14 protein-coding genes are annotated in these 14,343 nt (G+C 59.7%); 4 read left to right on the top strand and 10 right to left on the bottom strand.

Features of this window, described 5'->3' with window-relative positions; genetic code table 11:
* Positions 1–2 precede the first annotated feature (2 nt).
* The gene (locus tag L8U60_RS00165; RefSeq protein WP_269964373.1) at positions 3–767 is read left to right on the top strand and encodes an amino acid ABC transporter ATP-binding protein; all 765 of its coding nucleotides are present in this window, start codon (positions 3–5) and stop codon (positions 765–767) included.
* Here the strand turns inward: L8U60_RS00165 and coaD are convergent.
* Genes coaD through L8U60_RS00135 form a run of 6 tightly spaced genes read right to left on the bottom strand, consistent with a single transcriptional unit; the run spans position 764 to position 7,142 of the window.
* Entirely contained in the window at positions 764–1,243 is a 480-nt protein-coding gene (coaD, locus tag L8U60_RS00160) for a pantetheine-phosphate adenylyltransferase (protein WP_269964372.1), read from the bottom strand. The genes L8U60_RS00165 and coaD overlap by 4 nt on opposite strands.
* Complete coding sequence (locus tag L8U60_RS00155) at positions 1,243–1,821, bottom strand: RsmD family RNA methyltransferase (protein WP_269964371.1); 579 nt, start codon at positions 1,819–1,821, stop codon at positions 1,243–1,245. Before L8U60_RS00155 ends, coaD begins: the two co-directional genes overlap by 1 nt.
* 10 nt (positions 1,822–1,831) lie before the next feature.
* Positions 1,832–3,952, bottom strand: a complete 2,121-nt coding sequence (locus L8U60_RS00150; protein ID WP_269964370.1) for an ATP-dependent DNA helicase RecG — start codon at positions 3,950–3,952, stop codon at positions 1,832–1,834.
* A 3-nt stretch (positions 3,953–3,955) separates the two neighbouring features.
* Positions 3,956–5,488, bottom strand: a complete 1,533-nt coding sequence (locus L8U60_RS00145; protein WP_269964369.1) for a DAK2 domain-containing protein — start codon at positions 5,486–5,488, stop codon at positions 3,956–3,958.
* An 11-nt stretch (positions 5,489–5,499) separates the two neighbouring features.
* Entirely contained in the window at positions 5,500–6,144 is a 645-nt protein-coding gene (locus tag L8U60_RS00140; RefSeq protein ID WP_269964368.1) for a uracil-DNA glycosylase, read from the bottom strand.
* Entirely contained in the window at positions 6,141–7,142 is a 1,002-nt protein-coding gene (locus L8U60_RS00135; RefSeq protein WP_269964367.1) for a thiamine-phosphate kinase, read from the bottom strand. The genes L8U60_RS00140 and L8U60_RS00135 overlap by 4 nt, the downstream gene beginning before the upstream one ends.
* Before the next feature lie 127 nt (positions 7,143–7,269).
* Between L8U60_RS00135 and L8U60_RS00130 the strand changes: the two genes are divergently transcribed.
* Positions 7,270–8,256, top strand: coding sequence for a DUF3515 domain-containing protein (locus tag L8U60_RS00130; protein ID WP_269964366.1), 987 nt, complete (start codon positions 7,270–7,272; stop codon positions 8,254–8,256).
* On the opposite strand, the gene L8U60_RS00125 is transcribed toward L8U60_RS00130, so the two are convergent.
* Positions 8,228–9,289, bottom strand: a complete 1,062-nt coding sequence (locus L8U60_RS00125) for a D-alanine--D-alanine ligase family protein (protein WP_269964365.1) — start codon at positions 9,287–9,289, stop codon at positions 8,228–8,230. The genes L8U60_RS00130 and L8U60_RS00125 overlap by 29 nt on opposite strands.
* A 22-nt stretch (positions 9,290–9,311) precedes the next feature.
* Positions 9,312–10,310 (bottom strand): NAD(P)H-dependent glycerol-3-phosphate dehydrogenase, encoded by a 999-nt coding sequence (locus L8U60_RS00120; RefSeq protein ID WP_269964364.1) that lies wholly within the window; start codon positions 10,308–10,310, stop codon positions 9,312–9,314.
* 129 nt (positions 10,311–10,439) lie between these two features.
* On the opposite strand from L8U60_RS00120, the gene L8U60_RS00115 reads away from it, so the two are divergent.
* Positions 10,440–11,459 (top strand): NUDIX hydrolase, encoded by a 1,020-nt coding sequence (locus L8U60_RS00115; protein WP_269964363.1) that lies wholly within the window; start codon positions 10,440–10,442, stop codon positions 11,457–11,459.
* 10 nt (positions 11,460–11,469) lie between these two features.
* Here L8U60_RS00115 and leuD read toward each other — a convergent pair whose 3' ends face one another.
* Positions 11,470–12,060 (bottom strand): 3-isopropylmalate dehydratase small subunit, encoded by a 591-nt coding sequence (gene leuD / locus L8U60_RS00110; protein WP_269964362.1) that lies wholly within the window; start codon positions 12,058–12,060, stop codon positions 11,470–11,472.
* 12 nt (positions 12,061–12,072) lie between these two features.
* Complete coding sequence (leuC, locus tag L8U60_RS00105; protein ID WP_269964361.1) at positions 12,073–13,494, bottom strand: 3-isopropylmalate dehydratase large subunit; 1,422 nt, start codon at positions 13,492–13,494, stop codon at positions 12,073–12,075.
* A 139-nt stretch (positions 13,495–13,633) separates the two neighbouring features.
* Between leuC and L8U60_RS00100 the strand changes: the two genes are divergently transcribed.
* On the top strand, positions 13,634–14,341 hold the full coding sequence (locus tag L8U60_RS00100) for an IclR family transcriptional regulator (RefSeq protein ID WP_269964360.1): 708 nt from the start codon (positions 13,634–13,636) through the stop codon (positions 14,339–14,341).
* Positions 14,342–14,343 lie beyond the last annotated feature (2 nt).

The following is a 14,343-nucleotide window of genomic DNA, read 5'->3' as shown; positions in this document are numbered from 1 at the left end:
GAATGAGCACCCCTATGATTCAAGCCGTAGATGTGTGGAAGTCCTTCGGCACTCTCGACGTTCTCAAGGGCATCAACCTTGAGGTAAACAAGGGCGAGGTCACCTGCCTTATCGGCCCATCGGGTTCCGGCAAGTCCACCTTCTTGCGTTGCGTGAACCACCTGGAAAAGGTCACTGCTGGTCGCCTGTACGTCGATGGTGAACTCATCGGCTACCGCGAAAAGAACGGCGTACTCCACGAGATCTCTGAGAAAGATGCCGCCCGCCAGCGCCGCGAGGTTGGCATGGTGTTCCAGAACTTCAACCTCTTTGGTCACCGCACCGCGCTCGAGAACATCATCGAAGCACCGATTCATGTCAAGGGCGTGAAGCCGGAAGACGCGAAAAAGCGCGCGATGGAACTGCTTGAGCAGGTCGGATTGGCCAACAAGGCCGAGGCGTACCCGGTTCAGCTCTCGGGTGGTCAGCAGCAGCGTGTTGCGATCGCGCGCGCTGTTGCGATGGAGCCGAAGCTCATGCTCTTTGACGAGCCCACCTCCGCCCTCGACCCCGAACTCGTCGGCGAGGTCCTTCGCGTCATGCGTGAACTTGCGGCATCTGGCATGACCATGCTCGTGGTCACCCACGAGATGGCCTTTGCCCACGAGGTTGCCGACAACGTGGCGTTCATGTCCGACGGACAGATCATCGAATACGGCACACCGGAGCAGGTGCTGGACAACCCGCAGCACGAGCGGACGAAGGAATTCCTGTCCTCGATCTTTTAATCTCGGAACTTAGCGTTCATCGCCTTCACGACGTGATCGGGCACCAGCCCGCTCACGTCGCCGCCATATTTGGCCACTTCCTTGCACAGTGACGAGGAGATGTAGCCGTATTTCTCATCCGTCATGAGGAAGAAGGTGTCTACGCCCGACAAGTGGCGATTCATCTGCGCCATTGGCAGCTCATAGTCGTAATCAAGGGAGGAACGCAGGCCCTTGACCAACGCTCCGACCTTGTTGGCCGTGGTGTAATCCACGAGCAAACCACCCCAGGTATCCACCGTGATGTTGGGAATGTGGTTAGTGGCTTGGCGGATCATGTCCATGCGCTCTTCGATGGTGAACAAGCCGCTCTGCTTGTTCGGGTTCGCGGTCACCAGAACGATCACTTCATCAAAGCTCTTGGCGGCACGTGCAAAGATATCCACGTGCCCATTGGTCACGGGATCAAAGGATCCGGGGCAGACTGCCTTCGTCATTATTCGTCGTCCTTCCTGCGGTGGAACGTGGCCATATCCATACGAGCGATACCATACAGGCGCTTTTTCAGCTTCTGGCCAGTGGGCGTGAAGCCCTCCGGCCAGGCTGTTTCTGGGCTGTCCCGGTGGCGTTCAACGACCACCGCTGCCCCATCGGCCAAAGCGGGGATGAGGGCGTTGAGCATCTCCACCACTGCTTCGTCGGAAAGCTCATAGGGCGGATCCGCTAACACCATGGTGAAGTGCTCACGCGGGGCGCGTGCAACATACGTCGATGCTTTCACTGGCTCGATGTGCACATTCGGGTGCCCGACAACCGCAGCGTTGTGGCGGATGATCTCCACTGCCTGCGGGTCACTCTCCACGAGCACCACCTCATCGGCACCACGCGAGGCTGCTTCCAGGCCGAGTGCACCAGAACCGGCGAAAAGATCAAGAACGTTCTGCCCCACGAATCCGAAACGGACCTGCAATGAGGAGAACAGTCCTTCACGGGCACGGTCGGAGGTAGGACGAGTGCCAACCGGTGGGACTTTGATCTTGCGGCCGCGGGCTTCGCCCGAAATGATGCGGTTCATGCGCAACACTTTAGCTCTTGTTCAAATAATCAAACGGATCTAGGAAGAGTTCCTCCGTGATCTCGCGTGCTCGCTCCGGGTTGGATTCCACGTACTCAGCGGCATCGTCGTAGGCGCGGTGGATGATCTCATAATCCTGGACCAGATCCAACAGCTTCAATTGTCTGTCCGTACCGGACTGAGAGGTGCCCAAAACATCGCCCTCAGCACGGGTTTCAAGGTCGAGTTCGGCGAGCTGGAAACCGTCCGAAATCTCCGCGATACGCGTGACCCGCTCAAGCTGCGGCGAACCGGGTTCAGCGAAGGTGTGGAACAGACACAGAGAGGCATGCCCGCCACGGCCAACGCGGCCCCGGAGTTGGTGCAGCTGGCTGACACCGAAGTGCTCTGATTCACGCACCATCATCACGGTGGCATTAGGTACGTCCACGCCCACCTCAATCACCGTGGTGGACACGAGAACATCGATGTTGCCGGCAGCGAAGTCAGACATCACGGCTTCCTTCTCATCGCCCTTCATCCGTCCATGCAGGACACCGATGCTCAAGCCGCTGAGATGATGAGTCTCCAACGCTTGGGCAACGTCGAGGACGCCCCCGGGGCCGTCGATACGCGGGCACACGACGTAGGCCTGGTGGCCAGCGAAGATCTCTTCCTTGATCTTCTCCCACGCGCGGTCCACCCACGCGCGCTTAAACTCGGGAACGACCGCAGACTGGATGGGTTTCCGCCCGCCGGGTAGCTCGCTCAGCGTGGACACTGCGAGGTCACCGAACACCGTCATGGCGATGGTGCGTGGAATCGGCGTTGCCGTCATCACCAACAGATGCGGCGTGATCTCCCCCGCTTTATCCCGCAGACGGTTGCGCTGCTCCACACCAAAACGGTGCTGCTCATCCACCACAACGAAGCCGAGGTTAAAGAACTCAACCATGTCCTGGATGATCGCGTGAGTACCCACGACGATGTCAGCCTCACCCGTCATGATGGCCAAGAGAGCTTCCTGTTTCTGCACCGTGGGCATCGATCCGGTCAAGGCGACAACGCGGGCGTGCACACCTGTTTGCATGAGTGTCTTGCGCAAAGATTTTTCATGCTGCAGGGTGAGCACTTCCGTAGGTGCGAGCAGCGCACACTGCATGCCGTTATCCACCGCCTGCAACATGGCTGCCAGGGCAACGATGGTTTTACCCGAGCCCACCTCGCCTTGGAGCAAGCGGCTCATCGGCGTGGTGCGCTCCAGATCACTGGAGATCTCATCCAAGACCTGATTCTGCCCCGCGGTGAGTTTGAAAGGAAGGTGCTCCACCATGTGCACCACATCCCCATCAGGATTGCGGGGCAAAGCGGTGGCGCGCCGGTAAGAATCATCACGCCGACGAAGAGCCATGACGAGTGCAACGCTCAATGCCTCGTTGTACTTGAGGCGCTCCATCGCAGCGTGCGGCCCCTGCTCGGTGGGGTTGTGGATCTGGGTGATCGCCTCGTGGAGGGACAACAGGCCCGGTGGGGTGAATCCCAACGGTTCCGGGATGTCCTCGATGCTGTCCAGCACCATGCTGATGGCACCCATGATCGTCCACGTGGACAGGTTCTTTGTCGCTGGGTACACCGGCAGGTAATCACGGCCAAAGAGAAGTTCGTCGGGGTCACCGAAAGCAGCCAGCTTCTTAATAGATCCCGTGGATGCGCCTTTGTTGTTGCCACCTGTTGGAGTACCGGGCGCAGACAAAATCATGAAGTCCGGGTGCTGTAGCTGTGGCTGGTCCCGGAAGAACTTCACCTTGCCGGTAAACATGGCGCGCACCCCTGGCTTGAGTACGCGCGGGGCATACTTCGCGCCAAAGAAAGAGGCGTCAATGGTGGAGCTTCCGTCAGAGATCACCACTTTGAAGATGGGCCGCTTGGAGTTGTTGATGGTGCGGACACTTTCCACATTGCCGATGAAACTGATCGTGTCATCCGGCAGCACGCCATCGAGGGCATCGCCGGAGCCGTACTGCAAGTACTTGCGTGGATAGTGTTCCAAGAGGCCTGCGACGGTCTCAATCCCCAAATTCTTCGCTATCGCACGCGCGGGTGCTGTGGGAATGACCAGGTTGAGAGGCGTGAAATTAGTCAGACCCAGCATGGCTTACTCCACTCCGAGCTGCCCGGTTGAGCCAAGACCATCGGCTGGGTACACCACGACCTCTGCATCAAGATCCGCTTCCAGAGCTTCCACATCCACAGCCGCGACATCCCGCGGGGCCACGAGGATGGTCACCAGTTCCCCACCGCCATCCAGCATGATTGTGGCCGCTTCACGCACAGCGTCAGTCAATGTCGCTGCCCTGACCACGAGCGTGTCACGGGCAACGATCTCCACACCGTTAGTGGTTGTGAGAATGTCCGCCACCGCCATCTCTTCGGCCGCCTCACTCATCAGTGCCGCTGCCTCAGACACTGGCAGACGCGGATCATGCACAGACACTGCAGCAATGCCGTTGACCAACCGAACAGTAGGCAGCAGCGTCACTTCAAGCGAAGCCTGATCAGCCGCGGCTTCGATCTCCTTCACTGTCTCCGGATCAAGCTGGCCGTTCGGCAAAATGATGACTTCGTGCGCACCTGAGGCGGTGATCTCCCGCCGGACGTCCTCAATCACATCAGGCCCCGGCGCCACAGCAACAGCACCCGCACGGTTATACAAATCCATGAGCGAGCCCCCCGGAGTAATCGCGACGATGAGCCGGCCCACACGTCGCGCCTCATGCATCGGCGTGGCATCCGGGAGAATCTCCAGCCGCAGATCAGTCAGCGTGCCCAGTTCAAGCGCCCGTTCAATGACAGGGCCTGCTTCTGTCGTATGAATATGAACCTTGCCGTGAGTATCGGTCGCACGCGCAATGACCAGGCTGCGCCCCATCGCGGACAGCACGGCCTCGAGTTCATCCAGCGGGCCCGTGAACATAAACAGGACCTCGAGCCAGCCCGCTACACCATGCGAGTGCTCCGTATCCTCCTCATCATGAAGGTCCTCATGCTCCGCGGAACCATGGATGCTCCCCCCTGTCACTTCAGCATGAAGCACCTTCAGCAAAAGCACCAGGCCTGTGCCGCCCGCGTCCACCACGCCTGCTTCGCGCAGTTCAGCGAGCTGTGAAGGCGTATTCGCCAGCGCGTCCTCAGCAGCAGTCAATGCGGCCGAGGTGATGTCGCTCAAAGCATTTTTGCTTATCGACGCCTCCTTCGCCGCCCGCGCCGCCTCCCTCAACACCGTGATGATGGTGCCCTCTACCGGGTCAGCGATTGCGCGCTCCACAAAAGCCACGGCATTGGCCAACGCCTTCGCAACATCGCGGCCGCCAAGTTCCCCGTCACCTGCTGCTTGTGCCACACCGCGCAGGACCTGGGACAGAACCACCCCGGAATTACCGCGTGCACCCTTGATACTGCCTACCGCCAGCGCTTCTGCGACAACGTCAGCAGTCGCTGCCGGCTCGCAGTTGCCTGCTTCCTTTACTGCGGCAGCCATGGTGAATGCCATGTTGGAGCCGGTATCCGAATCCGGTACGGGGAACACGTTGAGGCTGTTGATCACCTCGCGGTGACGCCCCAATTCTTCAGCTGAACGGCGTGCCCACGACAGCAGTTGTGGCCCATCAATCCTGTCAGCAGAAGTCATGGCTCCTAACTCTACAATGCCCAGTCGACACCGGCTCCGCCCTGTGCGGCTAGAGCCTCATTAGCGCGGGAAAAGGGCCGGGAACCAAAGAATCCACGGCGGGCTGACAGCGGTGAAGGATGCGGCGACGTGATGCACGGTGTATCCCCCAAAAACGCCTGCGCAGTCTGCGCATCCCTGCCCCACAAGATGGCCACGAGCGGTGTTCCACGCTGTGCCAACGCGCGAATAGCTGCCTCCGTCACCTCTTCCCACCCTTTCCCACGGTGGGAACCTGGCTGGCCCGGAGCAACGGTAAGCACCCGATTCAGCAGCATGATGCCTTGGCGTGCCCAGGAGCTCAGGTCTCCGTCGGAACGTGGTGGGATGCCCATGTCGTCGAAAAGCTCCTGATAGATATTCACCAACGAACGGGGCGGCTTCACGCCCGGCTGAGTGGAAAAGCTCAATCCCATCGGATGCCCTGGCGTGGGGTACGGATCTTGCCCGACGATGAGAACGCGCACATCCTCGAATGGATCCTGGAACGCGCGGAGAATGTCTTTCCCAGCCGGCAAATACGCTGGCTGCGCACGCAAGAAATCACCCATCTCATGGATACGCTTTTCGACGCCCGCGAGTGGTTCCTGCCACGACGGGTGCACGGGAAGACTCATGCGAAACTCTCCCACCCCTGGGTGTACACCGGTGGCTGCCCATCAATAGTGACTGGAACGCTCGCAGCGTTTGATGAGGAGCCGGTCTCGCTGGCCGGCTTATGCACCGTACCGATAGGCCGAAAGCCCACTGGTGCCTCGCCTTGCAAAGTGCCGATCAACGTGTGGTCCTCCCCGCCTTCACACACCCACTTCCAGGGATCAACCCCGAGCAGCTCCCCTGCCTGGACCAGCAATTCATCCGGCGCAATTGCCTCTGATTTCAGATCAATCCGCACACCAGATTTCCTCGCCAGGGCTCCTACGTCATGCAGCAAGCCGTCCGAGTTGTCCGTCATGGACGTGGCCCCCGCGGAACGCGCCACGAGACCAGACCCCGGTGTGAGCTCCGGTGCTTGGTAGGCCAGAACCAACGGTTCCAAGACCTCAGGAATATCGATGCCGGACTCAAGCAGCTCCAATCCAGCCGCCGAATATCCAATTCGGCCGTGAGCAACCACGATCTGGCCCGCGCGTGCACCGGTCAGAGTCAGTGGCGGACGATTACCGCCAAGAGATCCAATGGCCGTGATGGACATGACTAGGTTCTCCCCCGCCGTGACGTCACCACCGACAAGCTCGGTGCCGTACTTATCCAATTCCGTGCCAATCCCGCGGGCGAATTCTTCCACCACGGCAACCGGCGTTGAAGTCGGTGCTGACAAAGACAGCAATGCTGCCAGCGGGCGCGCTCCCATCGATTCGATGTCCGCGAAATTCTGCACCACAGCTTTACGCCCCAGCTTGAACGGTGTGGTCACATCAGGACGGAAATGCCTACCTGCCACCACCATGTCCGTGGTCACCACCATGCGGGAGTTCGGTGACGGTGGGTGCAGCACCGCTGCATCATCACCATTGACCGCCGAAGGGCTGGCTTCGATGATGGCGTGGATGACAGCTTCCTCGCCGATCTCACCCAAAGTGGGACCCTCAGTGGGAAAACCAGTGTTGATCACAGGACGTAACAGCCTTTCGCAGGGAGATAAGACAATCAGGTCACAGCGTAAACGACGAGGGGCTTAAACCCCGTGCCTGGGGTGGAGACACCAGTACTCACCACCGGGACGGATACACTATGCCGTTATGAGCACGGCGAATACACACACAGATTCCTCCCCCAACGAGCCCATCAATCGCTCGTTGGTCTACATCAGCCTTGGATTGGCGCTACTGCTGGTCATTGGCGTCCTTGCTGGCTCGAAGTTTGTTCTTAGCCGGACTGCTCAACAGCCGGTGACACTGTCACCATTGCCAGCACCGATGGCAGATTCCCCTGAATGCGCTGCGCTTGTAGATCAGCTCCCGGAGAAGCTCGTCGGCCACAAGCGCACGCCTCTGGCGGACCCAGCTCCAGCAGGCGCAGCAGTGTGGCAGTCTTCTACCACCGAGCGCGTGACCTTGCGCTGTGGTGTGGATATGCCGCTGCAGTACACCAAACTCACGCCCACGTTCACCGCTGCTGGTGCTGAGTGGATCAAGGTGACGGACCCGACGGGAACGGGCCTGGCCACCTGGTTCACGGTGGACCGTTCACCCGTCATTGCTGTCACGGCTGAAAGCGAAGCGCTGGGGCGCAACGACAACCCCGTTGAGGGCCTTAACCTGGGCGCGGCGAAGGGCGATGCTGCAACGCCAGCCCGAGCACCACTGGCTGCTGTGGAAGACGCGCCTGAGTTTTCCTCCCACGCCTGCAACGCTTTCATGGCTGCTCTCCCGGAAGAGCTGACGGAGGGCTACACCCCCATTGAGGTTGGTGATGTCCAGGGCTACCCTAAGGACCGCACCAAGGTGTGGGGTGGTGATGGGCTGGAGCCCATCGTCGTTCGCTGTGGCGTGAAGCAGCCTGACAGCTATGCCCCTGGTGCAGTGCTCACCCAGGTCAATGAGATCCCGTGGTTTGAGGATGAGGCTGCCGCTGAGGATCCGGAAACCTCCGGCGGACTAGCAACCACCCTTTACGCCCTGGGCCGTGAGGCAAACATTGCGATCTCGTTGCCGGCAGGGCTTGGGGACGAAGCCTTGAACACCGTGTCAGCCGTCATTACTTCGCACGTTCCAGAGCGGAAGTAATCAACGTCGTCAGCAGTTCGCTGTAGCTCATTCCCACAGCCTGGAAAACCTGCGGGAACATAGAGATTGAGGTGAAGCCAGGCATGGTATTCACCTCATTGAGCATCGGGCCATCTTCGGTGACAAAGAAGTCCACGCGTGCCAGGCCACGGCAATCGAGCGCCTTGAACGTGCGGATGGCAAGTTCCGCGAGCTGCTCATTCAGCACGTCATCATAGCCAGCCGGAATCGTTGCAGTGACGACGTTGTCCAGGTACTTCGTTTCAAAACCGTAGAAGCCTTCTTCCGAGTCAGCAGTGCCGTTGAGCTTCGCCGGTGGTGAAGCAACCAATTCGCCATTGGGAAGTTCGAGGACGCCGACCTCAACTTCGTCGCCAATCAGCTCTGCCTCGACGATGACCTTCGAGTCATACAGACGTGCCATGCGCACCGCATCTGCCAAATCCTCCCATGCATCAACCTTGGTGATGCCAATGGAGGACCCGCCACGCGCCGGCTTCACAAACACCGGCAGGCCAAGGTACTCACGTTCCTTGTTCCCAATCGCGTCACTTTCAGAACCATCATGCAGGATGACTTCACGGGTTACCGGGATACCTGCTGCGCGGGTGATCGCCTTGGTGAATTCCTTGTCCATAGAGCAGGCCGAGGACAACACGCCCGTGCCCACGTAGGGGACGCCAGCCATTTCAAGCAGTCCTTGGATCGTTCCATCCTCACCGTAGGTGCCGTGCAGCACTGGGAAAACCACATCCACGGTGGCTAGCACTTCACCTGTTTGCGCGTCATAGAACTCACCGCGGCGCTGCGGGTTCACGGACAAAGCAATCTCACGGCCTTCCGTGACGGAGGGCAACGTCGAATCCCCCACCGGGTCGATTGATCCTTGGACCCACACGCCGTCTTGGGTGATACCCACCGGGAAAATCTCAAAGGAGTCTTGTGGCAGTTCTGCCATGATGGCGCCTGCGGAAATGCAGGAAATGGAATGCTCAGAGGACATTCCCCCGTAAACGACGGCAAGTGTGATCATGGTTCACCACACTACTTGGGTACTACTCCGATTTTTTGGAGCGACCCATGAGTGCCACCACCATCTCATCAACCTTCATGTCACCGTGGCACACTGCGTGCACTGCTGCCGTCAGCGGCATCTCCACCCCATGGGCCTCCGCGAGCTGATACACGCTGGTCGAGCTGGTTACACCCTCAGCTACCTGACCGTTGGTTGCCTTGCGTGCTTCCGCCAGCGTCATACCCTGGCCAAGTCGCTGGCCAAAGGTCCTGTTGCGCGACAGGGTTGAACTACACGTAGCCACCAGGTCCCCCATACCCGCCAGGCCAGCAAATGTCTTTTGATCGGCCCCCAGCTGCACACCCAGGCGCGTGATTTCAGCAAGACCACGGGTGATCAGAGTGGCCTGAGTGTTCCCACCCAACCCCTTGCCGGCAGCCATACCGCAGGCCAAAGCAATCACGTTCTTACAAGCACCACCGATCTCACACCCCACCACATCGGTGTTGGTGTACGGGCGAAGATACCCAGTAGCGCACGCAGCCTGGAGCAGCTTGGCTCGGTTCATATCCGTACAAGCAATAACGGTTGCTGCCGGCTGTTCTTCTGCTACCTCACGCGCGAGGTTCGGACCGGACAGCACGGCAATGCGGTCTTCTGCCACACCCGTCACATCCGCAATCACTTCAGACATGCGCTTGAATGTGCCGGACTCAATGCCTTTGGAGATAGACACCAACGTCGAATCCAACGGCAAGTGTGGCGCCCACTCCGCCAGATTGGTGCGCATCGTCTGACTTGGAACAGCAGGCACAACGATCTGCGCCGACTCGAGGGCTTCAACCGCATCGGAGGTCGCTTCAATCCCCTCAGGCAGGTCAATACCGGGAAGATAATCCGCATTCACACGGGTCTCAGCGATCGCCTTAGCCAATTCCGGCCGGCGGGCCCACAAGCTGACCTGGTTTCCCGCGTCCGCAAAAACCTTTGCCAAAGCGGTGCCCCAAGATCCAGCGCCAAGGACGGCTACTTTGACCATGTGTGTGCCCTTCCCTTTCGTCGATAAGCATGCGCGTTATGAAAACGAACTCCGTGACAGTCTATAAGGACGCGCGAAGAAGGGGGGTTTCCGTGCGCGCGCTCGCCTCATGCGGAACAATGGGGACCCATGGGCAAACAGTCACAACCAAACTCCAAGTTGCACGAGCATGACAAGGATGTTCAGGGCGAAATGTTCCTGACGGGACGCCACCAAGAAATCCCCCGCAACCCGCACGAAGAGTTTGCTAAGACGACGCTCGCCGCAGGCGCAGTGCTGTGGCGAGGAGATCTTGAGGACATGGACAGCATCGAGGTCGCGTGTATTCACCGCCCGCGTTACGACGACTGGTCGCTGGCCAAAGGCAAAGTCGACCCAGGCGAATCCCTCGTGGCCACTGCCGTGCGCGAAATCAAAGAGGAAACCGGCTACCACATCAACCTGGGCAAACTGCTGGGCAAAACCGTCTACCCCATCAAGAACTCAACCAAGGTTGTGTACTACTGGACCGGCAAGGTTGTCGGCGGCGAGTTCGTGCCCAACGAGGAAGTAGACGAAATTCGCTGGTTGCCTATCGACGAAGCGAAGGCCCTCATGTCCTACGACCTCGACCGCCAGGTGCTGGCCAAGGCTGAGAAGCGCTTCCGCCTGCCGTCCACGAGCCGGATTCTGTACGTACGCCACGCACGCGCGCATGACCGCACGAAATGGGCGGGCAATGACAACCTCCGACCGCTGGACAAGAAGGGGCGCCGCCAGTCGGAGATGCTCGTTCCGCTGCTCGCACCCTTCGCACCAGAGCGGATTTACTCTGCTCTGCCCGATCGCTGCCAAAGCACCGCGGCACCGCTTGCCGACGAGCTAAAGCTCCCCGTTGAAGTGAACGCCCGCTTTGGTGATGAGGCCTGGATCAACAACATGGTGGACGCCCAGCAGGCTTTCATGGACGTGGTCAATGAAGGTGGCACCAGCGTCATCGTAGGCCAGGGTCTGATCATCCCGAACATGCTGGCCTGGCTGTCCGCAAATGGCCGCCTCCCCATCGATGGGGAGATCAAGGCCAAGAAGGGTTCGGTGTGGGTGCTGACCTTCAACGAAGGGCAGCTCATCGGGGCGGACTACATGCCCACAGCCCTCCCCGTACGCTAGGCGCCGTCAGCTAGGAGACCGCCGGCTTGTATGCCGGGCGGTGTTCCTCGAAGTTCTCAATCGTCTCTTCATCCCGCATGGTCAGGCCGATGTCATCCAGGCCCTCCATGAGGCGCCACCGGATGTAATCATCAATCTCAAAGGTGAAGGTGTTCTCCCCCACCGCGACCGTGCGATCCTCGAGGGAAACGGTGACTTCGGTGCCCGGGTTCTGCTCGAGGATCTTCCAGATCAGCTCGATGTCAGATTCCGTCATCTGACCAGCCAGCAGACCGGCCTTCGACGTGTTGCCGCGGAAGATGTCCGCGAAGCGGGGGCTGAATACGGCCTTGAATCCATAATCCATGAGCGCCCAGACGGCGTGCTCACGCGATGAGCCGGTACCAAAGTCCGGGCCCGCGAACAGCACCGAGCCGTTCTTGAACGCCTCCTGGTTCAGCACGAAATCGGGCTCGCCCTGACGCCAATTGGAAAACAGACCGTCCTCAAAGCCAGTGCGCGACACACGCTTCAAGTACACAGCCGGAATGATCTGGTCAGTGTCCACATTCGAGCGCGTCAGCGGGACACCAACGCCGGTGTGGGTGGTGAACTTCTCCATGGGTTGTGCTCCTTACAGATCAGCGGGGCTGGACAGGTGGCCGGTAATAGCGGTGGCAGCAGCCACCAGCGGGGAAACCAGGTGGGTGCGTCCACCAGGGCCCTGGCGGCCCTCAAAGTTACGGTTCGACGTGGAGGCAGAACGCTCGCCCGGCTTGAGCTGGTCCGGGTTCATGCCCAGGCACATGGAGCAACCAGCGGTGCGCCAATCAGCACCAAATTCGATGAAGATCTTGTCCAATCCCTCTTCCTCAGCCTGCTGCTTCACCATGGCAGACGACGGAACGACCATCATGCGGGTCTCCGGGTGGATCTTCTTGCCCTTGAGCACCTCTGCAGCGGCACGCAAGTCTTCAATGCGGGCATTCGTGCAGGAGCCCAGGAAGACAGTATCGATCTTGATGTCACGCAGCGGTGTTCCCGGCTCAAGGTCCATGTACTTGAGCGCCTTTTCAGCGGCAGCCTTCAGAGTGTCATCGCCGAAGGACTCTGGGTCCGGCACAGACTCTGCCAACGGCAGACCCTGGCCTGGGTTCGTGCCCCAGGTGACAAACGGGGTGAGAGCCGAACCGTCGATTTCCACGACGGTGTCGAACTCGGCGCCCTCATCCGTCGGCAAGGTCTTCCAGTAGGCCACTGCTTCGTCCCAGTCCTTGCCCTTCGGCGCGAACTCGCGGCCCTTGACGTATTCAAAGGTCTTCTCATCCGGGGCGACCATGCCAGCACGCGCGCCGCCTTCGATGGACATGTTGCAGATGGTCATGCGCGCTTCCATCGAGAGCTTCTCAATAGCCTCGCCGCGGTACTCGATGATGTGGCCAGCACCGCCGTTGGTGCCAATCTTCGCGATGATCGCGAGAATCAAATCCTTTGCCGTCACACCCGGCTGCAGCTCACCAGATACCTCAATAGCCATCGTCTTAAACGGCTTCAGTGGCAGCGTCTGCGTTGCCATGACGTGCTCGACCTCGGAGGTACCAATGCCCATGCCGATGGAGCCGAAAGCACCATGCGTGGACGTGTGCGAGTCACCGCACACAATCGTCATACCCGGCTGGGTAATGCCCAGCTGCGGGCCAACGGTGTGCACGATGCCCTGCTTCACATCACCCATAGAGTGCAGGCGTACGCCGAATTCTTCGCAGTTCTTACGCAGAGTGGACACCTGCGTGCGCGAGGTCAGCTCCTCAATCTCCAGCAAGTTGCCGGACTTAATGCCCACGGTAGGCACATTGTGGTCCTCCGTAGCCAGGTGCTGCTCCGGGCGACGGATCTTGCGGCCGTTCATCCGCAGCCCATCGAAAGCCTGCGGGGAGGTCACTTCATGGAGAAGCTGGAAGTCAATGTAGATCAGATCCGGGTCACCGTTCTCACCCTTCTTGACCACGTGGTCGCGCCAGACTTTCTCAGCCAGTGTCAACGGTTTATCAACCATTGTCGCCTCCTTGAAGTTTCCCATTACATGGGAAGTGCATTTCCATTTAGTGAGACAGTATAGAGCATCTCCATAGACAGCTTATCGACGACCCCCCGTCCCCTCCCCTCCCATATAGTGGACTGCTACGATCCACTCTGTGAGAAACACCGATAAACAAGCAGTGGTTGCCGAGGGGCCATCTGGCATCAAGGTGCTCGACAGATCTGTCAGCATCATCGAGGCCATTGCCGGCGGTGACAAGACCTTGTCACAGTTGAGCGATGCCACCGGCCTGCCGCGTGCAACCACGCACCGTCTAGCCACGGCCCTGGAAGTGCACCACATCCTCGTGCGCACGGAAGCCGGCGCCTGGTCGATCGGGCCTGCCCTTTCCCGCTATGCCGCGACTGCGCCTTCGGCCGTCATCGAGGCCGCCAAGCCGATCATGAGCACCCTCGTACGCACCACAGGTGAATCCGTCCAGCTCTATGAACTCACCGGAAGCACCCGTACGTGCGTGGCTGCTGTCGAGCCACCGAGCGGACTGACCAACACCGTGCCGGTCGGCTCCCAGCTCCCGCTCGACCGCGGCTCCGCTGCACGCGTCTTCGCGGCCTACAAGCCTATCGACGCTCCCTTCAGCTCCAAAGAACTCGAACGCGTCCGCAAAACGCGGCTTGGCGAGTCCGTCAATGAGCGTGAGGTTGGCCTGTCCAGCGTCTCCACCCCTATCCATGACTCAGCTGGGCGCCTGCGCGCTGTCCTATCGATTTCAGGTCCCGCCGAACGTCTCAAGCCCTCCCCTGCTAACACGTGGGGCAAGGAGCTCCTGAAGGCCGCCGACAAGCTCATGTCAGAGATTTAAAT

Origin of the sequence: Corynebacterium meitnerae (assembly GCF_027570075.1) — a bacterium.
In the GTDB taxonomy this organism is placed as follows: Bacteria; Actinomycetota; Actinomycetes; order Mycobacteriales; family Mycobacteriaceae; genus Corynebacterium; species Corynebacterium meitnerae.
The sequence above is the reverse complement of the archived record's forward strand: the minus strand, read 5'-3'. Positions and strand labels throughout refer to the sequence as shown.

Coding starts and splice junctions, on each gene's coding strand:
- L8U60_RS00165 (WP_269964373.1), top strand. CDS start 3: ATGAGCACCCCTATGATTCAAGCCGTAGATGTGTGGAAGTCCTTCGGC.
- coaD (WP_269964372.1), bottom strand. CDS start 1,243: ATGACGAAGGCAGTCTGCCCCGGATCCTTTGATCCCGTGACCAATGGG.
- L8U60_RS00155 (WP_269964371.1), bottom strand. CDS start 1,821: ATGAACCGCATCATTTCGGGCGAAGCCCGCGGCCGCAAGATCAAAGTC.
- L8U60_RS00150 (WP_269964370.1), bottom strand. CDS start 3,952: ATGCTGGGTCTGACTAATTTCACGCCTCTCAACCTGGTCATTCCCACA.
- L8U60_RS00145 (WP_269964369.1), bottom strand. CDS start 5,488: ATGACTTCTGCTGACAGGATTGATGGGCCACAACTGCTGTCGTGGGCA.
- L8U60_RS00140 (WP_269964368.1), bottom strand. CDS start 6,144: ATGAGTCTTCCCGTGCACCCGTCGTGGCAGGAACCACTCGCGGGCGTC.
- L8U60_RS00130 (WP_269964366.1), top strand. CDS start 7,270: ATGAGCACGGCGAATACACACACAGATTCCTCCCCCAACGAGCCCATC.
- L8U60_RS00125 (WP_269964365.1), bottom strand. CDS start 9,289: ATGATCACACTTGCCGTCGTTTACGGGGGAATGTCCTCTGAGCATTCC.
- L8U60_RS00120 (WP_269964364.1), bottom strand. CDS start 10,310: ATGGTCAAAGTAGCCGTCCTTGGCGCTGGATCTTGGGGCACCGCTTTG.
- L8U60_RS00115 (WP_269964363.1), top strand. CDS start 10,440: ATGGGCAAACAGTCACAACCAAACTCCAAGTTGCACGAGCATGACAAG.
- leuD (WP_269964362.1), bottom strand. CDS start 12,060: ATGGAGAAGTTCACCACCCACACCGGCGTTGGTGTCCCGCTGACGCGC.
- leuC (WP_269964361.1), bottom strand. CDS start 13,494: ATGGTTGATAAACCGTTGACACTGGCTGAGAAAGTCTGGCGCGACCAC.